General features: G+C 70.9%; 18 protein-coding genes. 6 read left to right on the top strand and 12 right to left on the bottom strand.

The window, feature by feature from the left end; all coding sequences use genetic code 11:
* Positions 1 to 67: 67 nt before the first annotated feature.
* Positions 68 to 853, top strand: a complete 786-nt coding sequence (locus RM704_RS07290) for an aminoglycoside phosphotransferase family protein (RefSeq protein ID WP_052146524.1) — start codon at positions 68 to 70, stop codon at positions 851 to 853.
* 168 nt (positions 854 to 1,021) lie between these two features.
* Here RM704_RS07290 and RM704_RS07285 read toward each other — a convergent pair whose 3' ends face one another.
* The gene (locus tag RM704_RS07285) at positions 1,022 to 1,756 is read right to left on the bottom strand and encodes an SCO4651 family lipoprotein (protein ID WP_498076430.1); all 735 of its coding nucleotides are present in this window, start codon (positions 1,754 to 1,756) and stop codon (positions 1,022 to 1,024) included.
* 142 nt (positions 1,757 to 1,898) lie between these two features.
* Positions 1,899 to 2,465 carry a TetR/AcrR family transcriptional regulator gene (locus RM704_RS07280; RefSeq protein WP_033532050.1) on the bottom strand — a complete coding sequence of 189 codons (567 nt, stop codon included), beginning with the start codon at positions 2,463 to 2,465 and terminating at the stop codon, positions 1,899 to 1,901.
* A 509-nt stretch (positions 2,466 to 2,974) separates the two neighbouring features.
* Here RM704_RS07280 and RM704_RS07275 point away from each other — a divergent pair.
* From RM704_RS07275 to RM704_RS07265, 3 genes are all read left to right on the top strand, one after another.
* Positions 2,975 to 3,766, top strand: a complete 792-nt coding sequence (locus RM704_RS07275) for an SDR family NAD(P)-dependent oxidoreductase (protein WP_192829855.1) — start codon at positions 2,975 to 2,977, stop codon at positions 3,764 to 3,766.
* A gap of 309 nt (positions 3,767 to 4,075) precedes the next feature.
* Positions 4,076 to 5,137: an alkene reductase gene (locus RM704_RS07270; protein ID WP_033532052.1), complete on the top strand. Its 1,062-nt coding sequence runs from the start codon at positions 4,076 to 4,078 to the stop codon at positions 5,135 to 5,137.
* A gap of 62 nt (positions 5,138 to 5,199) precedes the next feature.
* Complete coding sequence (locus tag RM704_RS07265) at positions 5,200 to 6,117, top strand: alpha/beta hydrolase (protein WP_311590208.1); 918 nt, start codon at positions 5,200 to 5,202, stop codon at positions 6,115 to 6,117.
* A 342-nt stretch (positions 6,118 to 6,459) separates the two neighbouring features.
* Here RM704_RS07265 and RM704_RS07260 read toward each other — a convergent pair whose 3' ends face one another.
* Positions 6,460 to 7,467 (bottom strand): helix-turn-helix domain-containing protein, encoded by a 1,008-nt coding sequence (locus RM704_RS07260; protein WP_063774541.1) that lies wholly within the window; start codon positions 7,465 to 7,467, stop codon positions 6,460 to 6,462.
* A 375-nt stretch (positions 7,468 to 7,842) separates the two neighbouring features.
* On the opposite strand from RM704_RS07260, the gene RM704_RS07255 reads away from it, so the two are divergent.
* Both RM704_RS07255 and RM704_RS07250 read left to right on the top strand, forming a co-directional pair.
* On the top strand, positions 7,843 to 8,901 hold the full coding sequence (locus RM704_RS07255; RefSeq protein WP_052146525.1) for a methyltransferase: 1,059 nt from the start codon (positions 7,843 to 7,845) through the stop codon (positions 8,899 to 8,901).
* 175 nt (positions 8,902 to 9,076) lie between these two features.
* Entirely contained in the window at positions 9,077 to 9,739 is a 663-nt protein-coding gene (locus RM704_RS07250) for an O-methyltransferase (protein WP_033532054.1), read from the top strand.
* On the opposite strand, the gene RM704_RS07245 is transcribed toward RM704_RS07250, so the two are convergent.
* From RM704_RS07245 to RM704_RS07205, 9 genes are read right to left on the bottom strand one after another with little or no spacing between them, the layout of a single operon-like run.
* Positions 9,717 to 10,877 carry an HAD-IIIC family phosphatase gene (locus RM704_RS07245; protein WP_033532055.1) on the bottom strand — a complete coding sequence of 387 codons (1,161 nt, stop codon included), beginning with the start codon at positions 10,875 to 10,877 and terminating at the stop codon, positions 9,717 to 9,719. The genes RM704_RS07250 and RM704_RS07245 overlap by 23 nt on opposite strands.
* A complete protein-coding gene (locus RM704_RS07240) occupies positions 10,874 to 11,983 on the bottom strand; it encodes an acyl-CoA dehydrogenase family protein (RefSeq protein ID WP_033532056.1) in 1,110 nt (369 codons plus the stop codon). Before RM704_RS07240 ends, RM704_RS07245 begins: the two co-directional genes overlap by 4 nt.
* Complete coding sequence (locus tag RM704_RS07235; RefSeq protein ID WP_192829856.1) at positions 11,976 to 12,284, bottom strand: acyl carrier protein; 309 nt, start codon at positions 12,282 to 12,284, stop codon at positions 11,976 to 11,978. Before RM704_RS07235 ends, RM704_RS07240 begins: the two co-directional genes overlap by 8 nt.
* Positions 12,275 to 13,165 (bottom strand): 3-hydroxyacyl-CoA dehydrogenase family protein, encoded by an 891-nt coding sequence (locus RM704_RS07230; RefSeq protein ID WP_033532057.1) that lies wholly within the window; start codon positions 13,163 to 13,165, stop codon positions 12,275 to 12,277. The genes RM704_RS07235 and RM704_RS07230 overlap by 10 nt, the downstream gene beginning before the upstream one ends.
* 38 nt (positions 13,166 to 13,203) lie before the next feature.
* Positions 13,204 to 14,313, bottom strand: coding sequence for an aromatic ring-hydroxylating oxygenase subunit alpha (locus tag RM704_RS07225; protein WP_078937507.1), 1,110 nt, complete (start codon positions 14,311 to 14,313; stop codon positions 13,204 to 13,206).
* Between the two features lie 4 nt (positions 14,314 to 14,317).
* Positions 14,318 to 15,778: a cytochrome P450 gene (locus tag RM704_RS07220; protein ID WP_033532058.1), complete on the bottom strand. Its 1,461-nt coding sequence runs from the start codon at positions 15,776 to 15,778 to the stop codon at positions 14,318 to 14,320.
* A gap of 8 nt (positions 15,779 to 15,786) precedes the next feature.
* On the bottom strand, positions 15,787 to 16,806 hold the full coding sequence (locus RM704_RS07215) for a 3-oxoacyl-[acyl-carrier-protein] synthase III C-terminal domain-containing protein (protein ID WP_033532059.1): 1,020 nt from the start codon (positions 16,804 to 16,806) through the stop codon (positions 15,787 to 15,789).
* A gap of 19 nt (positions 16,807 to 16,825) precedes the next feature.
* Positions 16,826 to 23,044, bottom strand: a complete 6,219-nt coding sequence (locus tag RM704_RS07210; protein WP_033532060.1) for an SDR family oxidoreductase — start codon at positions 23,042 to 23,044, stop codon at positions 16,826 to 16,828.
* A complete protein-coding gene (locus RM704_RS07205) occupies positions 23,041 to 24,558 on the bottom strand; it encodes an acyltransferase domain-containing protein (RefSeq protein WP_033532061.1) in 1,518 nt (505 codons plus the stop codon). Before RM704_RS07205 ends, RM704_RS07210 begins: the two co-directional genes overlap by 4 nt.
* Positions 24,559 to 25,139 lie beyond the last annotated feature (581 nt).

Below are 25,139 nucleotides of genomic sequence, written 5' to 3'. Positions count from 1 at the left end.
AGCGCTAGCACCGAACCTCCGGAGCGTGGGGGCACGGCGCTGTCGGCGCGGCGGATAGCCTCTGCGGGTGACGAACGAGGACGTGCTGCAAGATCACGCTCACCGGCAGGTCGTGCGGGTCGGCGACACCGTCCGCCGACCCGTCCAGCCCTGGACCGAGACGGTGCACGCACTGTTGCGCCATCTCGAAGCAGTGGGCTTCCCTTACGCTCCGCGGGCTTTGGGGATCGACGAGAAAGGCCGCGAGGTCCTCAGCTATATCGACGGAGAGTCGGGTCCGCTGGGGTGGGCCAAGGTGGTGGAGGACGACGGTTTGACCGCCTTCGCCCGGCTGCTGCGCGAGTACCACGACGCCACCGCGAGTTTTGTCCCGCCCGACAATGCCGCATGGGCCTTCGGCGCGACGGAGTCCAATGACCGTGAGGTGATCTGTCACGGCGACTTCGGTCCGTGGAACGTGGTCTGGCAAGGACAGCAGCCGGTTGGCCTCATCGACTTCGACTTCGCTCGCCCGGCAGCGCGCCTGCACGACATCGGTTACGCACTGCAGTACATCGCACCGTTCAGGGACGACACCGAGTGCACCCGCTGGCTCCGCTATCCGCAGCCCCCCGATCGCCGTCGGCGCCTGCAACGGTTCTGCGCTGGCTACGGCCTTCTCTCCACCGCCGACACCGCCGACATCGTCGACGCCGTCATCCGCGAGCAGCGGGCGAACGTCGAACGAGTACGCAGGCTGGCCGATGCCGGGCACGAACCCCAGGCGACCTGGGCGGCCGACGGTTATCTGCGGGATCTCGAAGAGAAGGTGGCATGGAGCCAAGCGCACCGACACCTGTTTGAGTCCGGCTAGGAGCCAAGGCTGGAGGCGCCGGTCAAGGGGGAGGGTGTCCGCAAGGTTTTCGGCAGTGGCTCCAGCACGTATCGGCTCGAGGTGGTCGCCTGGTCCGCCCGTACCTGTACCGCCCCTACCTGTACTCGTGCTGGTAGGGGCGATGACCGCGTAGTCGGGGAGATGGAGCTACTTGGGTGCGTTCACAGGCACCGGGGCGCTGAAACCCTCGAAAGTCGCGACGTTGTGTGCCGAGTTGCCGGACGCTCCCACCCACTGTTCGAAGCGCACGACTCGGCCGGATTCGTTGACCCACACGTCGCAGGCGAACTCCTCGGTGCCCGTGGCGCGCATCTTGTCGTAGAGCCGACGGTCCACGCTCCGGAGCTGGTCCTGGGTGAGGTTGCCCGAGAGTCGGTACGCCGGGGCTCCGTCCACTTCCGTGGGGCCCTTTCGGGCCTTCGGCCCGAGGTCCAAGAGCAGCTGTGCGTAGGCACCGTAGTCGGACGCGCCCGCGTACGAGGCGCCCAGCTCCGTACGCTGCCACTTCCCAAGTGCCCCGTCCGCACCCCGTGTTCGGGTGTAGGTGGCGTCTTCCAGCAGGATCGTCTCCGCTTCGAACGCTTGGTCCTTCGGGACACTGTCGGAGGACTTCAAGGTCATTTTTCCTGTCGGGCCTGACCCGTTGAAGTTCATCCGACCGGTCATGACGACCGTCAGGGTGGAGCCCGTAAAGCTCTTCGTCGTGATCTCGACCGAGTAGGGCGCTGGATCGGCGTTCTTGAGCGCCGCCTCGACTTCGAACGCGCCCTTGGACCCTGGTGTGGCCGATGCTCCCGTCTTCGACGTGGATGCGGGAGCCTTCCCGGCATCTCCGGCGCCACAACCGGCAAGCAGGACGGCGGCCGCGATTCCGGCCGTCACGGTGGCCAAGTGGGGCATGGCGGGGGACCTCCTCAGCGTGGTTCACAGACCGCTGAGTCTGTCATGGGCACAGCCGCGAGCCCTCCACCCCTTCTCACGGCGCCACCATCCCTTGCTCGCCCGCGGTGTCCAGCAATCCAGGTCATGACCCGGGCGCCGCAGTGAGGGCCTTGTGGGTCGACTCCAGGATCTTCTCCGACAGTTCTGTGCCCGCCGTGGCCCGTGCGAGCAGGATCGCGCCGACCAGAGTGGCCACGACGGGAAGGCCGTCGGCGGCGTCGGTGGCCATCCACGCGGCGAATTCCTCGACTCCGGTCGCGTACGTTGCGCGCACCTCCTCAGCCAGGGGCTCGCGAGCCATGTCCCCTGCGAATCCCGCGGTGGGGCAACCGGTGCCGGGCTGGTCTCGGTGCTCGGCCGACAGGTAGAAATCGAGCAGGGCGCCGCGCGCGGTGTCGTGATCGCCGTGGGCCGTGTCGAACGACTCCAGGAGCAGGTCGAGGTCCCCGAAAGCGGCATGGGCCGCCTCGGCCACCAGCGCCTCCTTGGACGAGAACTGCTTGTAGAAGCCGCCGGTGGTCAGCCCGATGGACTTCATCAGATCGGCAACGCTGATGCCGTTCACGCCGCGCTCCCGGAAGAGCTGGGAGGCTGCGGCGACCGCGCGCCTGCGGTTCTCGAGCGCCTGAGCCTGCGAAACGCGACTCATCAGTCACCTGCCCACGTTAGATAGTAAATCGCATCTATCATATGCGAAGCGCCGGGCAGGCGGCTGCGGCGCCCTCTCTCTGGGCTCTTTCTCTCGGTCCATGCGCGGCCGGCCGAGGCGGGCCCGCGCTTATTCCGAGGGGTCGGGGGGATCTGGAGCCGGGTCGAGGGCGGCTCACGCGGCGCACGGCGAGTGTGCGGCGTGCGGGTCTCCGCCGGCGTGCCGTTCGCCGTCCCGCGCAATCGTCGCGAGGGCGGCGATGCCCGCAATCGTCCACGGCGACCATACGCCGGAAGGGATCTCCCTTCGCGCGCACCGGATCGGGGGCACCTGATCGACTGTCGACGCCGTAGTCCCGTATGCGCGTCGAGGTGCTCCAGCCGCGGACGGTGACTGACGGCATCGGGGCCGTTGACTGGCACGCTTTAGATAACTAACGTAATCTAAAGCGAGGTCGATGGTTCCGGCCCGCTACTCATTCCGCGAGACCAGAAATGAGATCCACCTCCATGACCACGCAGAACAAGACCGCGGTCGTCACCGGCGCGTCCGCCGGGCTGGGTGCCGCTTACGCGCAGCGGCTCGCAGACCGGGGCTACGACCTGGTGCTGGTGGCCCGGAACACCGCGCGGCTGGAAACGCTGGCGGCGGACATCCGCAGCCGTACGGGCCGCTCGGTGGACGTCGTGACCGCCGACCTCACCGACGCGGCGCAGATCTCCGTGGTCGAGGAGCGTCTGCGGACCGACGAGAGCATCGAGGTGCTGATCAACAACGCCGGCGGGTCGCTGTTCACCCCGCTGGCGACCTCCGACGCCGCGGACGCCGAGGCATTGATCAACCTCAACGTGACCTCGCTGACCAGGCTGACCATCGCGGTCCTGCCGGGCCTGACAGCCCGGGGGCACGGCACCGTGGTGAATGTGTCCTCGGCGCTTGCTCTCAACATCCTGCCCGTCAGTGCCGTCTACAGCGGCACCAAGAGTTACGTGCTGACCTTCACTCAGGCGCTGCAGCAGGAGCTCGCCGAGAGCCCCGTCGTGGTGCAGGCCGTGCTGCCGGGGGCCGTCCGCACGGAGTTCTGGGACGGCTCCGGCCTCGATCTCGCGGCGTTTCCCGACGAGTGGATCATGAGCGCGGACGACGCTGTGGACGCGGCACTCGCCGGGCTCGACGCGGGGGAGCCCGTCACCATCCCGTCACTGCCTCAGATCAGTGACTGGGAAGCGTTCGAGAAGGCCCGTCAGACGCTCGTCCCGAACCTGTCGCAGCGGGTCCCGGCTGATCGTTACCGCGGCTGAACACCGCTCAGACTCGGGTGCGGAAGTCCTGATTGACCCCGTGCCAACGGCACGCGCGACGGCGGCGGTCATGTGCGCCCCATGCCCGACCACACCGTCGATTACCCCTCCACGCAGTCCGGTGCCGCCTCGGTGCAGTCACCGGTCCCCTTCGGCCCCACCGGTCCCATCCGACCCACCGGTCCCATCCGACCCACCGGTCGCATAGAGCCCGCCGGTCCCATCCGGCCGGTCCGCGCGTAGGTGCCCGCCGCGGGGCTGCCTGCCACCCCCCCCCGGTTCTCTCACCCGTTTACTTAAGGAACATCCATGTTGAACGCCCTGTGGAACCCGATCGTCGCCGGGGAGATCTCCCTGCCGCACCGCCTGGCGATGGCCCCCCTGACGCGGAACCGGTCCACACCGGACGGCGTGCCGACCGAGCTGAACGCCGAGTACTACGCCCAGCGCGCCTCGCACGCCCTCATCATCACCGAGGGCACCCAGCCCTCCGCCGACGGCCAGGGTTACCCGGTGACGCCAGGCATCTACACCGATGAGCACATCGCCGGCTGGCGCAAGGTCACCGACGCCGTGCACAAGGCCGACGGACGCATCGTCATCCAGCTCATGCACGCCGGACGGATGTCCCACCCCGACAACACCCCCCACCACCGGCAGCCGGTGGCCCCCTCCGCCGTCCGGCCGGCGGGCGAGATGTTCACCGCGTCCGGGCTCCAGGAGATGCCGGTGCCGCGTGAGTTGTCCACGGAGGAGGTCTCCGCGACGGTCGACGACTTCCGGCGCGCCGCCGCGGCCGCCGTCGCGGCCGGCGCCGACGGCGTCGAGATCCACGGGGCCAACGGCTACCTGGTGCACCAGTTCCTGGCCACCAACACCAACCAGCGCACCGACCAGTACGGCGGCTCCGTCGACAACCGCATCCGTTTCGCCGTCGAGGTCGCCACCGCCGTGGCCGACGAGATCGGCGCCGGCCGCACCGGTATCCGGATCTCTCCCGGGAACCCCTTCAACGACATCGTGGAGAGCGACACCCACGAGCTGTACCCGGCACTCGTGAGCGCCCTCGCCCCGCTCGACCTCGCCTACCTGCACATCGCCCACGGCGGCGACGACGAACTTCTGCACACCCTGCGCAAGGTGTGGCCGACCGCCCTCGTCCTCAACCGGGCCGGCACCGACATCGCCACCCGCGCCAAGGACGTCGAAGACGGCCTGGCCGACATCGTCACCGTCGGCACCATGGCGCTCGCCAACCCCGACCTGGTCGAGCGCGTACGCGCCGGCGCACCGCTGAACACTCCCGACCCCGCCACCTTCTACGGCGGCGACGCAACCGGCTACACCGACTACCCCACCCTCACTGCCTGACAAACGCCGGCGACACCGGTCCTGGCGGGCCGGTATGCCCGGATGGCCCCATGGAGGTACACGTGTCTGAGCACACTGCAGTTGAACTGAGCCCGGAAGCGATCCAGTTCGCGGAATGGTTGGCCGAGGGGGCGAAGCCCCCGTCCGAGCTGGATGCGGCGCGCATCCAGGGGGAGCAGGTCCATCTCGCGGCCCGGGAGCCGGAAGGCGTCACCTATCGGGAGGTGGACGCGGGTGGCGTGCTGGGAATCTGGTGCGAACCCGTCGACGCCAACACCGACCACGTCCTGCTGCACAGTCACGCCGGCGGCTCCGTTCTGGCGTCGGCACACGCTGACCGGAAGCTCGCAGGCCATATCGCCAAGGCCGCAGGGGCCCCCGTCCTGGTCCTGGACTTCCGGCGGGCGCCGGAACACAAGTACCCGGCTCAGGTGGACGACGTGGAGGCGGCCTTCAACTGGCTGCTCTCCGAAGGGTATGAGCCGGGGAACATCATCACGATCGGCCACTCGATCGGCGGGTTCCTCGCCGTCGCCGTGGCGCTTCGCCTCCGCGACAAGAAGCAACCGCTGCCCGGTGCCATCGTGTCGATCTCCCCGTGGTGCGACCTCGAGATCGCCAACGAGACCATCGCGTCCAACGCCGGGACGGACAAGATACTCAGCAAGGATCTGCTGGAGTTCTTCCGCGAGTCCTGGATCGGCGGCACGGGCATCGAGTTCACGGACACCAGGATCAATCTGAACCGTGCGGACCTGAGCGGTCTCCCCCCGACCCTCGTGTCCTGGGGAACGTACGAGGTGCTGGCCGGCGAGGACGAGGAGTTCGCCGCCCGCGTCAAGGACGCCGGCATCGACACCACGACCGTGGTGGTCTCCGGAGGCCAGCACTCGTACGTCTACGGTGCCGGCCGGGTTCCGGAGACCGACGCCGCCATCGCGCGGATCGGCGCGTGGGTCCGGGAGAAGACGAAGATCTGACCGAGCGCTCGGCAGGTGCAGGATCCGCGCCTGCCGGAGCGCGACTTCGTCCTGGTCCAGCAGACCACGACTACGGCCTCAGCTCGGTCGCGCGCACCGGCGTGCGCGACCGAGCTCGCACTGGCGCCGAAGCCGACGACTGGCTCACCGCCACACTGCGTCCGCTGGATGTGCCGGCCGATCAGCGCTCGCGGATGAGCGACTCGGGCAGGTAGGCGGACCGGATGCCCAGCTCCCAGTCATGGGCCAGAGAAGCGAGCGCGGTCAGTGTTGATGGCCTCCACCGGCAGCAGACTCCGGGGGCGGGGTCGGTGCCGGCCATCGATCTCACCCTGGACCGGCTCAGCTCCGTTCGGCGTCAGGGGCTGTCGGCCGACGACCGGGGGCGGTGCCGCTGCCCGTGGGGCGGGGTCCGGGCACCGTGCTCCTCGACCGGACGAACTGGCTGGGCGTTTGGCCGTACCGCTTCTTGAAGGCACGCACGAAGTGACTGCTGTCGGCGAATCGCCAGCGGGCGGCGAGTTCCGAGATGCTCGGTCGGCCAAGCGGTGACGCGAGCTCAAGGCGTGCTTGCTCCAGCCGCCTGCGCCGGATGTACGCGCTCACCGACTCCTCGGCCGCGGCGAACGCCCGGTGCAGCGTCCTGACGGAGACGTTGAGTTCGCGGGCCAGGGCCGAGGGCGAGAGCTCAGGATCTGTGAGGCGGCTGTCCACGATGCCCTTCGCCGCTTCGGCCAGCGCGGGGGCCAGCCAGGGCTCGTGGTCGTCGAATCCCTGCGTCAGCACGCCCTTGGTCAGTTCGATCAGAGAGTTGCGGGCGGCTTGTAGACCGGCGGGCGTGAGGTCGTTCAGGCTCGCATCCACCAACCCGGCGTAGCCCATGAGCAGACGTACTTCGGTCGAGTCGGCCGGTCCGACGACAGGCCGGTCGCCGATCAGCGGCCTGAGCTGTGCGGCGGGCAGGATCAGCACCTTCGCCGTCGTGCGCGGCTCCATCTCGAACCGCACCGGCGGACCGTTGTGCCGCGCGATGAACTGCCCGGCCGGGACGGCGAACTCACCGCGCTCGCGCGGTCGGACGAAGCGCCACTCGCCGCGCCGCACCACATGCACGAGGACCCGGTCGTCGAGGTGGTGACCGGCGCCCCGGGTGCCGCCGGCCAACGACTCACCTTGCAGGTCCGCGATCACCGCGTCGTGCATCTTGGAGGCGCGGACGGTGACCCGGAAGTCACCGGAACCGAGCGGTTCGAGGGGTGGCAGGGGGAGCGCCTCTCCGACCTGTCCCTCCCACTCGCGTCGGAAGACGTCGAAGCCGTCCCGCGCGGTGCTCGGGGCGGTGACGTCCACGAAGAAATTCCTGCCCGGCCCGCCGGATCTCGGTGCGGTGCTTCCTGTGTTGCTCATGGCCGACGCCCCAACTCGACAACGGATCGCAGGACTTACGCGGCCCGCTTCACCTTTCACCTTGCCACACCGCCCTTGGCACTGACGTTCCATCGGAGTGGCGCCGCAGTACAAGCGTGCGCCGCAACGATCTCCCTAAGGTGAGCGGTGGAGCCTGAACCGCAGAGCACGGGGCGGCGTCGGAAGCCGAAGCCGACGCGGCGCTACTCCGGCGTCGTGCCGCTCAAGGAGCCGCCGCGTCGCCTGACACCGGACCTCCCGCCCCTCGTCCCCCACGGGCTCCGACCCATCCTGAATCCTGAGAGGTTACTGGCTGTCATGACTGACACGACCGACACTACGCGTGGCATCGAAGTCGAGCCGAGCGATCCAGCAGCGGACACTGCTGCCGTTTTCGACCTCCTGGGCGGCCTTGTCGTCGCCCAGATCCTGCGGGCCCTGGCCGCCCTGCGCATAGCCGATCATCTCGCCGACGGACCCCTGACGGCCGAGGAGTTGGCCGAGCGCGAGGGCAGCCATCCGCAGGCCACGTACCGGCTGATGCGCGCGGCCGCGTCCTCGGGCCTGCTGAGCTACGAAGGGCGCCGTCGCTTCGCCCTCACCGGGCGAGGGCGGCTGCTGCGTTCAGGTGTGCCCGGCTCCCTGCGCTCACTGGTACTGACCCAGACGGGACACGCGCACTGGCAGGCCTGGGCCCACTTCCCCGAAGCGGTGCGGCAGGGAGCCACTCAGACCAGGAAGGCGCTGGGAGCGGACATCTTCGAGTACTTCGCGCGACCGGAGAACGCTGACGAGGCCGCGCTCTTCGCTCAGGCGATGGGAGACCTGTCCGGCCTGGTGACGCGGGGCGCCGTGAGCGCGGTCTCCACCGTCGGTGTATCCACCGTGGTCGACGTCGGCGGTTCGAACGGTGACTTCGTCCTGGCGCTGATGGAGGCCGACCCCCAGCTGAGCGGACAGGTACTCGACCTGCCTCACGCCGTCGAGGGCGCACGCGGCGAGGCCGCGAAACGTGGTCTGTCCGACCGCTTCCACGCGGTCGCCGGCGACTTCTTCGCCGAGGTCCCTCCGGCGGACCTCTACCTCCTGAAGACGATCCTGCACGACTGGGACGACACCCAGTGCGCCGTGATCCTTCGGAACTGCCGTTCAGCCGTGAACGAGGGGGGACGAGTCCTGGTCGTCGAGACGGTCATCGGTGAGATCGGTGAGCCCGACTTCGCCACCCGGGCCGACATGACCATGCTCGCCATGACAAACGGCATGGAACGCGATCTGGACGAGTTCGACGCCCTCTTCGCGGCCTCGGGATGGCGCCGCTCGCGGACGTATCCCGTGGGTGGCGGATACTTCGGCATGGAGCTCCTGGCCGTCTGACGGTTGCGCGGCGCGCGCTGCCATTGGCTCCACGCCGCGCAGGACTGGTGATGAGCCCCACCACGGCCGGGTCGGCCGTCGACGCGGAACTCGTCGGTAGCCGGTACCTCACTGCGGCCGAGCGTGCGAAAATGCGCTGTTGTATTTCACCTGACGCTCTTCTAGCCTGTTATTCATGGCGAATCAGATAGCAGCCGGGCCGGAACTCTTACAATACGTCAGGGACTTCTCGCTCAGAGAAGACGACATTCTGCGTGACTTGCGCCTGCTGACCTCGGGACTGCCCGGCGGAGAGGCCATGCAGGTCACGGCGGAGGAGGGCCAGTTCCTCGCTTTCCTGATCGCCGCGACCGGTGTCACGGACGTGCTGGAGGTCGGTACGTTCACCGGATACAGCACGCTCTGTATGGCGCGTGCCCTACCGCCGCAGGGGCGACTGATCACATGTGACATCAGTGAGCGGTGGCCCGAGATCGGTGTCGAGTACTGGCGGCGCGCCGGTGTTCTTGAGCGAATCGAAGTGCGTATCGGCGAGGCGGCGGACACATTGGAGAAAATGTGCGCCGACGGATTGTCCGAAAGCTTCGGTCTTGTTTTCATCGACGCCGACAAGGTGAATTATCCGCGCTATTACGAACTGGCATTGCGGCTGGTCCGGCCCGGCGGGCTGCTGGTGGTGGACAACACGCTCTTCTTCGGCCGGGTCATCGACCCGCTCGCCGACGACGCGGACACCGCCGGGGTACGTGAGCTGAACGCGATCATCCGGGACGACCGACGGATCGATGTCTCCATGCTCCCGGTGGCCGACGGCATCACCCTGGTCCGCCGGAAGTGAGATCGGGAGCGATCAGCCGGAGCGTCGTGGGCGCCTGGCGCCGCTCGGGGGCGAGGTGCAGCAGTTGGACGTCCTCGGCGGCGACGGAGTTCGCTTCTTCGGCTCCGGCCTCGCTCCCGCCCTCGCCCGAGCTCCCGTGGGCCGAGCCCTCGCGGACCAGGCCCCGGCAGGCGCAGGGCTGGTCTCCGAACCCGGCGAAACGGTAGGCGATCTCCATCATGCGATTGCGCTCGGTGGCCCGGAAGTCGGCCAGCAGGTGGACACCGGCCCGCGCCGCCTGGTCGGCCAGCCAGTTCAGGAGGATGGTGCCGACGCCGAACGCCACCACACGGCACGAGGTGGCGAGCAGCCTGAGATGCCAGGCCCGTGGGTGCTTCTCCAGCAGCACCACGCCCACGGCGCCGTGCGGTCCGAAACGGTCGGTGAGCGTGGTCACCAGCACCTCGTGGCCCGGGTCGGCGAGCAGGGCGCGCAGTGTCGCGTCCGGGTAGTGCACCCCGGTCGCGTTCATCTGGCTGGTGCGCTGGGTCAGTTCCTCGATCCGCGCCAGCTCCTCCGGCGTGGCGCGCGCGATGCGCAGCACCATCTCCAGCGACCGCAGGAAGTCCTCGTGCGAGCCGGTGAACCGCGCCTGTTCGTCCGTGCGCCGGAATCCGGCCTGGTACATGGAGCGGCGCTGTCGCGCGTCGACGGTCACGGTCCCGGGGCTGAACTCGGGCAGGCCGGGCAGGAGCGCGGCGTCCTCGGCCCGGTAGCAGCGCACGTCCGGGAGGCTGTGGGCCACCTCGGCCCGCTCGGTCGGCTGGTCGTCGATGAAGGCGACGGCGCGGGGAGCGAAGTTCAGGCCTTCGGCGATCCGGCGTACCGCGTCCGACTTGCGCCCCCAGCCGATCTGCGGAAGGACGAAGTAGTCGGCGACGCCCAGCGCCTCCAGCCGCGCCCAGGCGACGGCGTGGTCGTTGCGGCTGCACACCGACTGGAGGATGCCTCGCGCGTCCAGGCGGGTGATCACCTCGTGGATCCCTTGGGCCAGGACGACGTCGTCGCCTTCCAGCAACGTGCCGTTCCAGAGCGTGTTGTCGAGGTCCCAGACCAGGCACTTCACGGTCGCGGTCGCCGCCGCCCCCCTCACGCTCATCCCCGGCTCCCGAGCACATGGTCGGCCAGGATCAGCTGGCACACCTCGTCGGTGCCCTCGATGATCTCCGTGAGCTTGGCGTCGCGATAGGCCCGCGCGACGACGTGGCCGTCCCTCGCCCCCGCCGACGCGAGCACCTGGACCGCGGTCGCCGCGCCCCTGGCCGCGTGCTCGGCGCCGACGTACTTGGCCAGCACGATGGCGGCGCTCAGATCGGCGGCGTTCTCGTCCCAGCAGCGGCTGGCGTGCTCGCAGGCCCGGGTGGCGATCTGCTCGCCGGTCCACAGATCGGCCAGATGCCGGGCGACGAGCTGATGCCGCCCCAGCGGCCGGCCGAACTGGTGCCGGGACGCGGCGTGGCCGACGGCCGCCGCGACGCAGGCCCGCAGGATTCCGACGCACCCCCAGGCGACGGAGAGCCGCCCGAAGGCCAGGGCGGTCGTCACCAGCAGGGACAGCGGTTGCCGCCCGCCGCCCAGCAGGCTGCTCAGGGGCAGCCGCACCCCGTCGAGCAGGATGTCCGCGTGCCCGGCCGCCCTGAAGCCCATCGGATCGCCCACCCGCCGCACCTGGACCCCGGGGGTGTCCCTCGGCACCACGACCACGGCGCCGTCCGCGCCCATCCGCGCGACGACCAGGAGGAGATCGGCCTGCTCGGCGGCAGTCACCCACGTCTTGAGGCCGTCGAGCACGAGGGTGTCGCCGTCGACGGTGACGGTGGTCGCGATGGCCGACAGGTCGCTGCCCGCCCGCGGTTCACTGAAGGCCACGGCCGCCGTGTCGCCCGAGGCCAGCCGGGGGAGCAGCTCCGCCGCCTGCGCCGGGTCGCCGAGCCGTTCGACGGTCCACGCGGCCATGCCCTGGGAGGTCATGACGCTGCGCAGCGAGCCGCACAGGGTGCCGACATGAGCGGTGAACTCACCGTTGTCCGCGCTGCTCCACCCCGCTCCGCCGTATCGCGCCGGGATCTGCGGGGCGAGCTGCCCTGCGGCACCGAGTTCGCGCACCACCTCCTCGGGCAGCCGCCCCGCGCGGTCCCAGTCCGCGGCCCGGTCCCCGACCAGCTCGGTGACCGCGGAGGCCGCCGCGGCGACGGCGTCACCCATGGGAGCCGCCCACGGCCGGTCGCCGGAGCCGGCCGACCAGCGCGGCCATCCTCCGCGCGGTCCGGAAGTTGTCCATCTGGAGATCCGCGCCTCGCACGGCGATGCCGTACGTCCGCTCCAGATGCACCACCAGCTCCATGGCGAAGAGCGACGACAGCCCGCCGGAGCCGAAGACGTCCATGTCGGCCGACCAGGTTTTCCCGGTACGCAGTTCGAGGAACCGCAGCAGTTCCCTCTCGATGTCGCCGGGGTCGCCCAGGGGCTCCGGTACCGCGCGGTTGGATGGCATGGTCATGCCCATTCTCCCTCGTACTCGTAGAAGCCGCGCCCGCTCTTGCGGCCGAGGTGCCCCGCCCGCACCATCTCCAGCAGCAGGTCGCAGGGGCGGCAGCCTTCGTCGCCGGTCCGGCCGTGGAGCACCCACAGCGAGTCGACGAGGTTGTCCAGCCCGATCAGGTCGGCGGTGCGCAACGGACCCGTCGGATGCCCCAGGCACCCCTGCATGAGCCGGTCGACCGACTCGGCGCTCGCGGTGCCCGCCGCCACCACCCTCACCGCGTCGTTGATCATCGGGTGCAGGATCCGGCTGGTGACGAAGCCGGGCGCGTCATCGACCACGACGGACTCCCGGCCGAGCGCCGCGAGCAGCGCCCGCAGCGCGTCCAGCGTGGCCTCGCTCGTCTGGGTGCCCCGGATGACCTCGACCGTCCGTATCAGACAGGGCGGATTCATGAAGTGGGTGCCGACCAGATCCACCGGACGGGCCGTGGCCCGGGCCAGCTCATCGATGGGGATCGCCGACGTGTTCGAGATGATCGGGGTGCCCGGCGCGGCCAGCGCGGACACGTCCGCCAGAACCTTCGCCTTGGCGTCGGGGTCCTCGGTGACGGCCTCGACGACCGCCGTGAACGCCGGGCCGTCGGTCATCAGGTCGGCGAGTGACCGGCCGGTGACGAGGGCGCCGGGCACGGCCTCCTCCGGCAGCGCGCCCATCAGCCGCGCCGTCCTCAGCTGGTGGTCGATCCGCCCCGGAGCCTCGTCCAGGCGGCGCCGGTCCAGGTCGACCAACGACACCGCCATCCCGTGCCCGATCGCCAGCGCGGCGATGCCCGACCCCATCACTCCCGCTCCGAGCACGGCCAATCGCCGCCCGGTGCCGGGCGTACCCCTCTGCGCTGCCATATCCTCCCTCTTCCGGTGCTGGACCCCGACGCCTGTGCTCACTCCTCCGAGCGGCTCGCCTCGGAGCGCTCGGGCCGAGGCGGGACCAGGTCGCCCGTGGGTTCCGTGTAGAACTGCTGCGCCCACTGCCGGTACCGGCCGATCGGACCGTCGCCCTTGGCGAGCCGGGGACGCGCGACGTGTTCCTGGTGGTGCCACATCAGCAGGTCCGCGCCGGTGTCGACGCTGCCCACCCGTTGCAGGACCTCGCTGAGCAGCCGGGCCAGGGGCGTGACCGCCGGGCGGCCCAGCCAGTCCGGCACACCCGGGAATCCGTTCAGCTCCAGCTTCGTGCCGAAGCGGACCTGCATCCGGCCCGGGCCGGTCGGGGTCGCGTGGAGCATCACGTAGAGGTTCCCCGCGCCCGCGGGCAGGACCGTCCGCGCCGCGATGGTGGCCAGTCCGATCACCGTGAGCGTGTACGACTGGTGGAATCCGCGCATCATCGTGTTGCGCGCGGTCGCGGTGACCGTGCTGATCGGTTCCCCGGTCACCGGCAGGCCCCCGATGTCGACCTCCTCGAGACCGTGCAGGGCCGGCAGATGCCCCCAGTCGAACGCGTTCTCGATGACATCCTGTGGGTGGCCGGCGATGTCGAACGTGCGATGACTGAACGGTTGGCGGTCGTCCATCGGGAAGAGCGGGACGTCCCACTGCGGGGGCATCCCCAGGGCGTGCGACCACACATAGACCGAGCCGTTGGCCTCGCACACCGGGTACTGCGTCAGCGACGCCTTCGGCGGCTGCTGGTCGTAACCCGTGCGCACACAGGTACCGGACGGGTCGAACGCGAACCGGTGGAAGGGGCAGACGATGTTCTCGCCCTCGACCGATCCACCGACGCCGAGGTGCGCTCCGAGGTGCGGGCACTGGGGCCTGACCGCCCGCAGCACGCCCTTGGCCGTCCGGTAGAGGACGACCTCGGCGCCCGCGAGCCGTCGGGTGGTGAGGGATCCGGCCCGCAGCTCGTCGCTGAAGGCCACACAGAACCAGCCGTTCGGGTAAGGGCGCGAGGGAGCGTGCAGGGTGTCGGCCGGCTCCGCACCGTGCAGGCTGATCGCCCTGGAGTCGAGCAGATGCTTCACCAGGGGCTTCAGGTGAGGTCTCATGGGCTCACTCCCCGTGCTTCACCGGGCAGGCGGCGACGCCCGGCTGTGTGGACGGCCGGCCGGAGGCGGACAGCGGTGCGGCGGCGCCGTGCTCCGCGCCGTCGGCGTCGGCGGACCTCCGCTCGGTGAGCCGCAGGCGCAGCCCCCGTGAACTCAGGCTGGTCTCCACCTTCGGCAGGAACGGCCGGTCACCCACCGGATGCAGCTCCCAGCGGGCGACGATGGCGGTCAGCGCCAAGATGGCCTCGTTGAGGGCGAACTGGTCCCCGATGCACTTGCGGGCACCGGCGCCGAACGGGATGTAGGTGGCCCGGTCGGGCTGGGCGTGGAGCCAGCGGTCCGGGTCGAACCGGTCGGGCTCCTCGTAGAGGTCGGGCCTGCGGTGCAGCAGGTAGGGGCTGAGCACGATGGTGCTGCCGCCCTTGAACCGCACACCCCCCAGTTCGGCGTCCTCCCGCACGACGCGGGTCATCATCCAGGCCGGCGGGTACAACCGCAGCGTCTCGGTCACGACCCGGGAGGCCAGGCCGAGCGAGGGAAGACGCGCGGGGTCGAGCTTCCCGCCCTCCAGAACCCGGTCGGTCTCGGCCTTCAGCCGCCGCTGGACGTCCGGATGCGTGGAGAGCAGGTGGAGCGCCCAGGCCAGGGTGATGGCCGTGGTCTCCATGCCACCGAGGAAGAACGTGAGGGCCTCGTCGGCGAGTTCGGCGTCGTTCAGCTGCCGTCGGCCGTCCTCGCTCTCCTCGTCGACCGCCGCGATCAGTGTGGAGAGCAGGTCGGCGTGGTCGGCCGGGTCGGCCCGCCGCTCGGCGATGATCTCCGCGATGGTGGCGGACAGCCGGGTGCGGGCGTCGTCGTAACGCCGCTTCCGCCGGGTCGGCAGCCGCCGCAGCAGGGCCGGCGTCATCATCCGGCGGAAGAACGCGCTGACGACGACCGCGGTGTCCGCCAGGGACCGCCGCATGGTCTCCTCCGGCAGCGCGCCGCTGAACATCGTCTCCATGGTGGCCCGCGTGGTGAGCGTCATCATCTCCTGGGTGACGTCGATGACGTCGCCGTCACGCCAGGAGCCCGCTTTGGCCTCGGCCGCCCGCGCGAACACCGCGCCGTACCCGGCGAGCCGGGCCGGGTGGAACGACGGCTGGCACAGCCGGCGCTGCCGCCGGTGCAGCGGATAGGCGCAGGTGGACAGGCCGTCGCCGATCACCTCGCGGATCCGGTCGTAGATCGGGCCGCCCTTGTCGAAGGTCCGGTCGTTGAGGAACACCTGCCGGGTCAGGTCGGGATCGCAGATCATCACGGCGGAACTCGGACCGAGCCGGACGCGAACCATCTCGCGGTACCCGGACAGCGACGTGATGAACGCCAGCGGATCACGCAGCAGAGGCAACGCGTGACCCAGCAGCGGCCACGCCCGCGGAGCGAGCGGAACCGACTCGGCGGAGACCGCACTCGTGTCTGTCATGGAAAACCTCACTTCTTCGTCGAGCGGCCGGCCGGCCCCCCGGTGGCGGGATCGCGGGTGATCTCCAGCAGCGCGGTGGTCCAGCGGAAACCGAGCCCGAAACTCACGACCAGGACCCGTTCCCCGGCCCGCAGCGTGCCGGAGCGGAACTCCCGGTCGAGGGCCAGCAGCACGTCGCACGGTCCGACGTGACCGAGGTGCCGGCCGAAGGTCCAGCTGGTGTCGGCGGCGCGCAGGCCCAGGGGCGCACCGCCGAGCAGCAGGTCCAGCACCTCCGCCCCGATGGCGATGGGCACCACGCGCGCGATGCCCTCCGGCCGTACGCCGGTCTCGTCGAGGACGGTCTCCACACAGCGGCGCGTGGACTGCCGCAGCGCGTCGACGTGCGGCATCAGTCCGGTCTCCTGGACGAGCAGCGGCCGGCCGCTGCCGTCGGCCGCCGTCCGGGCCCGGGTCAGCACCTCCAGCTGTGGCTGAGCGGCCTGCGCGGTCGCCATCAGCCGCGCGAAGCCCGTGCCCCGGGTGAGGACAGCGGCGGCACCGGCGTCACCGGCCAGGTGTCCCATCTCCGCGACATGGCCCCACCGTTCGGGCCGGAACCGGACACCGGCCGTCACCAGCGCGGCCTTCGAGGCCGGTCTGGCGGTGAGGTGTTCGGCCGCGGTGACCAGCGCGGCGCCGCCGCCGTCGCTGGCGGCGCCCAGCTCGATCGCGTTGGTGTCCGGGCCTCCGAGCACCCGCAGCAGATAGGCCGAGGGCGCGTAGTGGTCCTCGTCCTGGAAGTTGGCGTGCACGAGCAGGCTCAGGTCGGCGCCCGTGACGTCCGCGTGGCGCAGTGCCTTGAGGCCGGCGCGTGCGGCCATCTGGGACGGCGAGCTGTCCGTGGAGACGGCGGCCGAGGTGAATCCGTTGAGCGCGGTCAAGGACGGCGGCCCGTTGTCCACGGGCTTGTCCCACGGCTCGTGTTTCTGCCTGATCGGCGGTATCCACGCACCGGTACCGGCGATCGTGATGTCCTGCCACAACACTGTGCTGCCTCCTCGGCTGTCACGAACGGACCGGTCGTGGCGCGTCGCCGCGGGGCCGGACGAGTTCTCCGCTGTGGTCCAGGGCATACGCGCTGACCCCGGACACCCGGGCCAGCACCTGCCCGTCACCGGCGACCGCGGTCAGCTCCCCGGTGGCGAAGTCGCAGTGCAACCGGATCGTCGGATGCAGCGCGCTGAGCCGGCAGTCGTCGCCCGGCCCGCCGAGATCGACCTCGTCGAGGCCGGCCATCGGCCCGACCCGCGGCGGAACGTCACCGCGCGGCGGCAGCAGCAACAGGTGCACCATCGCGTCCAGCAGGATCGCCGGTACGGTCATCCCGGCCAGGGCCGGACCCCAGGTGTCGTGGTCCAGGCGGAACCTGGCGCTGTTGCCGTCCGGTCCGCGGGCGTAGTCACCGGTGCCGGCGAACGGTCCGGTGAGGGAGATCGGCGGGTCCGGGGAGTACACAGGCATCGCGAAGTCGGGTTCGGGTTCGTGTGCCGAGAAGTCAGGTGGCCCCGTGAGCGCCGGAAAACGGTCCGCCAGCAGCACCCGCGTCTCGCACAGCAGGTCGTTGAAGCGGAGCACCTTGCCGTTCTTGCCGATCCGGTGTGCCGTGATCCTGACGGCCACCTCGGCGCGGGCACCTTCCCGGCGCACGACCCGGGCCTCCACCGCGACGGTGCGCGGCGGGCCGGCGAGCCTCACCGTGATCGACGACCGGCAGACGAGACCGCGGAACCCGGTGACCCGCAGCCCGGGACAGAGGGCCGCCGCCGCGCCGGCCGCCGCCTCCAGGGTGAACGTCCCCGCCAGCGTGTACTCACCGTTGACCTGGTGATGACGCATCCACCGCCCGTCCCGCTCGGCGAGGGTGCGCGGATCCCAGGTCTTGGTGAACACGGCCCAGTCGTCGCCGCGGTACAGCACTCCGTCGAGCAGCGGTGTGGTCAGCTCCGGGTCCGGCGGCGCCGGAGGTGGCGCGTCCGGGGCCGGGACCGCAGGCTCCGCTCGCGAGCCGTGGGTGCTGATACCGCGCCGGGCCAGCAGGACACGTTCCTCCTCCCGGATGAAGAACGCCACTCCGTTGGCCGGCGGCACGGTCACCGCGGACAGGAACTGCGCGCGGCCCTGCGCCGTGCTGATGTAGGCGTCCATCTTGTTGCGTTTGAGGGTCTCCCGCATGGTGACGCTGCTGGCGACACCGACCTCGCGCCAGCCGCTCCACAGGACGGCGACCTCGTGACGGCCCGCCGGCGCGCGCCGCTGCGCCCGGGCGCTCGCGTACGCGAGGTACTCGTTGACGGCGCAGTAGTCGATGTCGCCGGGTGCGGGGGCGAGCGTCGCCAGGGTGCTGAAGTTGCACCAGATCCGGGGCATGCGTCCGGCCAGGGCCCGCTTCAGGTTGCGGTAGCCGGTCGCCTTGGTGGCCCGCACGGCCCGGAAGTCCGGGAGGGTCTTGGCGTGCAGCGCACGTGAGCGCAGGTCGAGGACGGTGTTGATGAGCAGGTCGATCCGTCCGTGCCGGTCGAGGATCTCGCCGAGGACGGCGGTGGTGCCTTCGGCGTCGAGGACGTCGCAGACGCGGTGGTGGACCCGGTCCGGGCCGCACAGCTCCGTCAGCCGTCGCACCGTACGGCGCACCTCCAGGCGTGCCTGGGCCTTCTCGTAGGCGACGCGTAACTCGCGCAGGGAGGCGTCGGGACGCCGTCGGCGTTCGGCGGCGATGAACTCGGTCTGCGGTGGCAGCGGGGCGTCGCTCTCCGGCAGCGGGGTGCGGCCGATGACGTAGACATGGGGCCGGTCGGTGCCGAGGGCCACCTCGTGCAGGAGTTCGGGAGTGATCCCCCGGGCACCGCCGAAGGCGACCACGACCGCGCCGGAGGGCAGCGGGACGCCGTCGGCCGGGGACACGGGGTCGTCGGCCACGGCCAGGGCGAACCAGTCGTCCCCGCGGCAGGCCAGCGTGTGCGTCGGCACCCGGACGGCGCCCGCCCGTGCGAACTGGTCCAGGGCGGTCGCCACATCCGCCGCGTCGCTGATCAGGGTCACCCCGCCGCACTGCGGCACCTCGGCGCGTACGGAGCGGACGAGTCCGGTGAACAGCCCACTCAGCGGGGGTGGCAGATCGTCCGGCAGCTCTCCGAGCAGCAGTACGCCGAGCGAGCCGCCGGAACGCAGCGCGGGCAGCGCCGCCTGCAGCGTGGTGAACGCGAGGTCCTGGAGGTCCTCCGCCCGGGCGGCCTCGGCCTCCCCGTACGCGTCGTCGTCGACGGGCAGCCGGCACAGGACCCGGATGTGCCGCGGGACGAACGGCAGGCCGCTCAGCGCGCCGGGCGCTTCCTCGGGCGGGACATGGGCGGTCCCCGCGACTCCGGGTCGCGGTGACCAGACGGCGGTGTCCGGGCCGGTGACCGCCTCGGCGAGTTCCGGCGCGTCGGTGATGACGACGGTGCCCGGCGGGATCGACGGCACGGCCGACTCCGTGGGCGGCCGGTCGGTCGGCACGAGCCGGAAGGTCTGACGGCGGCCGGTGAAGTCCTCGGTCCGTTCCGTGCCGGCCGGTCCCGACCCGGCCTGCTCGGACTCGGTGCGGTCCGGCCCGGGACGGTCCGACCCGGCAGGTTCGGGGTTGGTGTGCGCCGAGTCGGTGTGCCCGGAGCCGTCGGCTACTGTGCCCGCGCGTTCTGGGTGGTCGCGTACCGCGTCGGCCCACTGCGGGCCGGTGAGCTCGGCCTGGTTCCCCGTCTCCCCCCGGTCCGCTCCGGGAGCGTCCCACGGGTCGGCGGGCGGGGTGAACCGGATCAGCGGGGAGCCGGCGGCGGCCGGCCGGACCGCGGTGTCCGTCCTGGTCACGACGGCTTCGAGAACCGTCAGCAGGGCGTCCAGGGACAGATAGGTGTGTCCGGTGCGGGCCAGCACGGGAAGGGCGTGCGAGGGCACGGCCGGATGGCGGGAGTCGGCGACGGCGACCTCGGTGGAGAGCGTGCCCAGGACCGGGAATCCATGCTCGAGCGCGGTCGAGCGCCGGGTGACCGCCAGGAACGCGGCACCTTCCGCGATGGACCGGCCCTCCGGCACCAACTGGTCGAGGTGTCGGTCCCAGCCGCTGATCGGCCGCAGACACACGGCGCCGATCAGGGCGAGGTCGCAGGCCCGGTGCCGGAGTTGGCGCAGTGCCAGATCGACGGCTGTGTGCGCGGAGTCCCGCTGGGAGTAGACGCTGGACCCCAGGCCCCGGAAGTCGTAGTAGTTGGCGGCCCGGCCCGACAGGATGCAGGAGACGGCCCCGGTGAAGTCGTCCTCGTTCAGGTCGCCCGGGATCACTCCCTCGGCCTCCGCCATGCCCTTCGCGAGGTACTCCTTGAGCAGCCTGGCCTGCGCCGGGTCGGGCAGCAGATCGAACGCGGTGGCGCACTCGGCGGCGTGCACCCGCAGCGCCGCCTGGGTGTTGTGCGTGGTCGGCAGGGTCGAGCCCACCACGATCGCCGTGTCCGGCCGCAGGCTCGTGCCCGGCTCGCCGAGCTGTTCCAGCAGCGGGCCGAGCGCCTGGAGCACCATCAGGTGGGCGGCGTCCATGTGCCGCATCGTCAGCGGCGGGATCCGTACGTCACGCGGGGAGGGCAGGGGGTACGGCAGGCCGAAACCGGGCTCGGGGAGCGGCCCGTCGCCACGTAACCAGGCGGGCACCTGGTCGGGCTCCATGCCGGGCAGGTGGGTGTTCCAGCCCACGACGACCAGGTCCTCCCTGTCGTCGCGCACGTCGATGCCCCGCCTGCGCACGGGGACGGACCGTGGCGCGTGGTCGGACAGGACCACGTGCGCGTCCGCCCCACCGAGGCCGAACGACGACACCCCGACGACGCGCGGTCGCGCCCCGTCGGCCGGCCAGGGGGCGTCCCCGACCGGCACGGTCAGCCGCGCGCCGTCGCCCAGCAGCGGATGCGGATCGGTGACCACGGGCTGGCCGGGCACCGCTCCGCGTTCGAGGGCGACCAGGGCGTGTGCGACCGAGACCAGGCCCGCCAGCACCCCGGTGTGCCCGAAGACCTGCTTGTTCGACGTCAGCAGACAGGCCCGCTCGCGCGGCCCGAGCCGGGACAGCAGCGAGCGGAGTTCGATCTCGTCGCCCACCGGCGTGCCGGTGCCGTGCGCCACGATCCAGTCCACGTCGCCGGCTTCCACACCCGCGTCGGCCCAGGCCCGGTCGATCGCCAGTTCCTGCCCGCGCGTGGCCGGGGCGTGGATGCCCTTGCCCCGGCCGTCGGCGGCGAGACCGGTGCCCCGGATGACACCGAGCACCCGGTCGCCGTCCGCCACGGCCCGCGCGTACGGCTTGAGGACGAGCGCGACGGCGCCCTCACCGATCAGGGTGCCGTCGGCCGCCCGGTCGAAGGGCCGCACCTTTCCGCTCATCGAGATGCCCTGGGCCCGGCAGAACAGCGTGAACCCGATCGGCTCGATCACCGAGGTGCCACCGGCCAGCGCGATGTCGCAAGAACCCTCACGGAGCGCCTTGACCGCCGCGTCCAGGGCGAACAGCCCACTGGCACAGGCCGCGTCGAGAGTCAGGTGCTGTGTGTCGCCGGGGATCAGCCCGCGCAACGCGTTGCGGACGACGGACGCGGGCAGGTATGCCTGCGGGTCGCCGCCGTCACCGCCGTAGTGCGCGCTGATCGCGTGGTCGGCCAGCTCCGCCAGCCAGTCGCCGTCCGGGTCGTCGGGGAGCGCCTCGCGCACCATGCGCCGGTACTCATCGCCGAGCACGACGCCCTGGGGGCCGAGCCCCGTCTGGTCGTGGATGCCCGTGGTCGCGGTGAGCCAGCGGTCCGTCGGACGTCGGCGCACTCCCGCCAGGGCTTGGACGGCACAGTGCCGCAGCCAGCGAGTGGTCCGCGGCCAGCCGGGGTGTCCGACGTTCCCGTCCGGTTCGGCGACCGAGGCGGGGTCGGGGACGAAGTCGTGGAGATATCCGGCCTCGCGGACGTAGAAGGCGTCGGTCTCCTCGCGGGTCGGAGCCCAGAAGTGCTTCAGGTCGAAGGCGGACGGTTCGCTGGAGAGCAGGACGCCCTCGCGCAGCCGGTCCCAGAACTCCGCCGCGTTGTTCGCCCCGGGCAGTGCCAGGCCCAGCCCGACAACCGCGACGGCGCCGGGGTCCGCCTCCGCCGCGGCCGACCGGTCGGGTGCCTGAGCCACCGCCGGGGCCGCCACTGTCGGGGGTGCCGGGGGAGATACGTGTGCGGACCCGGATGGTGCGGACGCGGATGATGCGGACGCGGATGGTGCGGATGACGTGGAGGGCGGCGCGGGGCGGGCGGGCTGCGGCCGCCCGGGTGCGGGCAGACCCGCGACGGGAGCTGTCGGCACCGGCGCTGTCGGCACCGGCGGCGACGGGGCCGGCGGCGACGCGACCGGGCGGCGGGCGGGCTTGCTCACCTGGTCGGCCAGCCTGCTGTGCAGTCGCAGACCTCGCATCCCACCGATGCTGATGCCGCCGTCGGCGACGAGGGTCTGCCCGGTGATGAAACCGGCGTCCTCGTGGAGGAAGTGCACGATCAACCTGGCCGCCTCCGGCGTCGAGAGGGTGCGGTTCAATAACTCGTCGGCCGCGGCCGGGCCGCCGCGCGCCGCCGGTCCGTCGAGGTTCACGACGATCTCGCTGGCGACGGAGCCCAACAGCACGGTGTTGACCCGGATGCCCCGGCCGACCAGTTCCAGGGCCAGATAGCGGACCAGTGACTCCAGGGCGGCCTTGGTGACACCACCGGGGCCGTAGCCCGGGACCGGCTGATGTGCCCCGACGCTCGACAGGCAGAGGATGCTCGCGCCCTCCCGTCCCGCCATCAGCTCGGCCGCGCGGCGAGAACAGTGGTAGGCCGCCATCACATTGGTGGACCACGCCCGTTGCCAGTAGGTGTCGTCGACGTCGAACAGGGGCAGGAACGCCCCGCCCGCGGCGTTGTTGATCAGGATGTCCAGGCCGCCGTGGCGCTCCTGAACCAGGTCGAACATCCGGTCGATCTCGCTGGTCTTGGCCACGGAGGCGCGGATGAACTCGCAGCTGTGGCCGGCCTGCTCCAGTTCCTCCTGGAGCAGCTTCGCCTGGTCGACCGAGTGGAAGTAGTTCACGATCACATGTGCGCCGCCCTGCGCCAGGCGGCGCACGATGTCCGCGCCCAGGCTCTTCGCGGCGCCCGTGACGAGGGCGACCTTGCCCCTCAGGCTGTCGTCCGTCACCCGGCAGCCTCCGCCCTGCCCTGGACGACGCTCTCCGCGATCCGGCGCAGTGTGCCGACGGTCAGCAGCGAGGAGTTCGACCTCAGATCGGGCAGGTCGTACCGGTCGGAGACCCGGCCGAGCAGGGTGACCTGCTTGAGCGACTCCACGCCCAACTCGGACTCCAGGCCGTCGTCCTCGCCGAGCAGGTCCGGCGGGTATCCCAGGAAGTCGCCGTAGAGCGTGCGCAGTTCGGTGAGCACCGTTTCGTAGTCCAGCCCGGCGGACGGTGGGGCGACCGCGGCCGGCGGAGCGACCGGCGTGGCGGTAGCGGCCTGAGCGACGGAGGTGACCGTAGGGGACGGCGCGATGGAGGCGACCGCGGCGGTGGCCGCAGCCGTGGTCGCAGCGGTGGCCGCAGCGGTCGGCTCCGCGTAGGACTCCAGGGGAGCGGGGGTGGCTACGGCGGTGGCCGGGGTCGGTGCCTCGGCGACGGTGACGGCGACGGTGAGGGGGGAGGCCGGGCCGTCCGGCTCGGGCGCGCTCACCCGCGCGGAGGGCAGGAGCCTCTCGCTCGGCCGCGCCGGCAGACGGGAGCGGAACGCGCCGATCGCGGTGGAGTCCTCCGCCAACGCCCGTACGGCGCCGACCGGATCGCTGTCGCTGAGCGGTACGACACACCGCACCCCAGGTATCGACGACTCGACGAACTTGGTGACAACCGGCCACTCCCCGCACTCCACGAAGGCGTCGGCGCCCGCCGCGTGCAGTTCGCGGACCGTGTGCAGCATGGCGACGCGGGCCGTGAGCGCGCCGGCCACCAGGTCGACCGGGTCGTCGTCGGCGACGTCCCGTCCCAGCCAGGGAGAGCGGACCCGCCAGCGCCCGGAACCGTACGCGACCCTCGGTGCGGTCGCCCGCAGCTCCCGCGCTGCCCCCGCCATCGCGGGAGTGTGCGTCGGATGCGGGACATCCAGCGGGAGGCTCGGCCAGCCGAGCGTGTCGGCCACCCGCTCCACATGCCGGATCAGTTCCTCGGGCCCGCTGATGACACTCTGTCGAGGGGCGTTCTCGCAGGCCAGTACCAGGTCGGGATGGTCGATCAGCCCGGCGAGAGACTCCGCCCGACGGCCGTCCACGCCGACCGCGAGCATCTTCCCTTTCCAGCTGTGCCGGGTCAGTGCCTGGGAGCGTGCGACGGCCAGGCGCGCGGCGTCCTCCACGGACAGGTGGCCGGCGGCGGCGAGGGCCCACAGCTCCCCGATGCTCTGCCCGACGATCGCGATGGGCTCGACGCCCTCGGCGATCAGCATCTGGTGGGTCGCGAGGCTGACGGCGAAGATCTCCAGGTACTGGACCTCGGGACCGCGCTGGTCACTCGTACCGTTGCCCTCGATCAGCCGACTGCTGATGTCGGGCAGCCCCAGGCCCTCGGCTGCCTTGTCGATGCGGGACAGCGCGTCACGGACGGTCTCGTAACGGCGGTGGAGGTCGCGAAGGAGTCCCCCGCGTGGAGCCGCCACGGTTCCGGGCATGACAAAGACAGCATCCATCATATACATCACCCTCATTCCGTCCCGGCGGCCTCCGCGGCGATGTCACGTGGGGCCAGCCGGGCTCTGAAACGCCATGGCGGCGCACCAAACCGACGGGATACGTTCACTTGTTGCGCTATACGAGAGTGGCGGGTCCGGTGAAGTGGACCCCGGCGGCATGTTGTTTCCTGTTTGTTTCTTGTCGAAAGGGAACCGCATTGACGGTATCTGGGGCTCTTCCGAGAGGGCAATGATATTCAGGAAACTATTTTCAGCCTACATCGATCAGGAACTCGAATCGGCCAATCACATGCAGGCGCCCTTGTGGCTGCGCGAGGCTGCATGTCAGTCAGGTGGGCCAGTCGCCGGATCGGTCACTCAAAGGACCGTTTTGATGTGTTTTATTTTGTGACGCTAACGCCCCATTCGCCCGCCCGGCCGGCTTGGCTGCGACGATCCGACGGGGCCGAGAACGTCGCAGGGGCGGCGCCGGTCGCCTACCGTCGCCCGCCCCGGTCCGGGCCTCCACCCGGTGCACCAATTCGGCAATCGGCCAATCGGCGGGGACGCGAGGCGGAGTC

It is taken from the genome of Streptomyces gottesmaniae (assembly GCF_031845845.1).
In the GTDB taxonomy this organism is placed as follows: Bacteria; Actinomycetota; Actinomycetes; order Streptomycetales; family Streptomycetaceae; genus Streptomyces; species Streptomyces akebiae.
This window is presented reverse-complemented; position numbering and strand designations above follow the sequence as displayed.

Bases quoted from the DNA above. Each gene is read 5' to 3' on its own strand.
- RM704_RS07270 (WP_033532052.1), top strand. From the start codon at position 4,076: ATGTTGAACGCCCTGTGGAACCCGATCGTCGCCGGGGAGATCTCCCTG.
- RM704_RS07205 (WP_033532061.1), bottom strand. From the start codon at position 24,558: ATGCCCGGAACCGTGGCGGCTCCACGCGGGGGACTCCTTCGCGACCTC.
- RM704_RS07240 (WP_033532056.1), bottom strand. From the start codon at position 11,983: ATGGGTGACGCCGTCGCCGCGGCGGCCTCCGCGGTCACCGAGCTGGTC.
- RM704_RS07275 (WP_192829855.1), top strand. From the start codon at position 2,975: ATGACCACGCAGAACAAGACCGCGGTCGTCACCGGCGCGTCCGCCGGG.
- RM704_RS07225 (WP_078937507.1), bottom strand. From the start codon at position 14,313: ATGAGACCTCACCTGAAGCCCCTGGTGAAGCATCTGCTCGACTCCAGG.
- RM704_RS07220 (WP_033532058.1), bottom strand. From the start codon at position 15,778: ATGACAGACACGAGTGCGGTCTCCGCCGAGTCGGTTCCGCTCGCTCCG.
- RM704_RS07230 (WP_033532057.1), bottom strand. From the start codon at position 13,165: ATGGCAGCGCAGAGGGGTACGCCCGGCACCGGGCGGCGATTGGCCGTG.
- RM704_RS07255 (WP_052146525.1), top strand. From the start codon at position 7,843: ATGACTGACACGACCGACACTACGCGTGGCATCGAAGTCGAGCCGAGC.
- RM704_RS07250 (WP_033532054.1), top strand. From the start codon at position 9,077: ATGGCGAATCAGATAGCAGCCGGGCCGGAACTCTTACAATACGTCAGG.
- RM704_RS07280 (WP_033532050.1), bottom strand. From the start codon at position 2,465: ATGAGTCGCGTTTCGCAGGCTCAGGCGCTCGAGAACCGCAGGCGCGCG.
- RM704_RS07245 (WP_033532055.1), bottom strand. From the start codon at position 10,877: ATGAGCGTGAGGGGGGCGGCGGCGACCGCGACCGTGAAGTGCCTGGTC.
- RM704_RS07235 (WP_192829856.1), bottom strand. From the start codon at position 12,284: ATGGGCATGACCATGCCATCCAACCGCGCGGTACCGGAGCCCCTGGGC.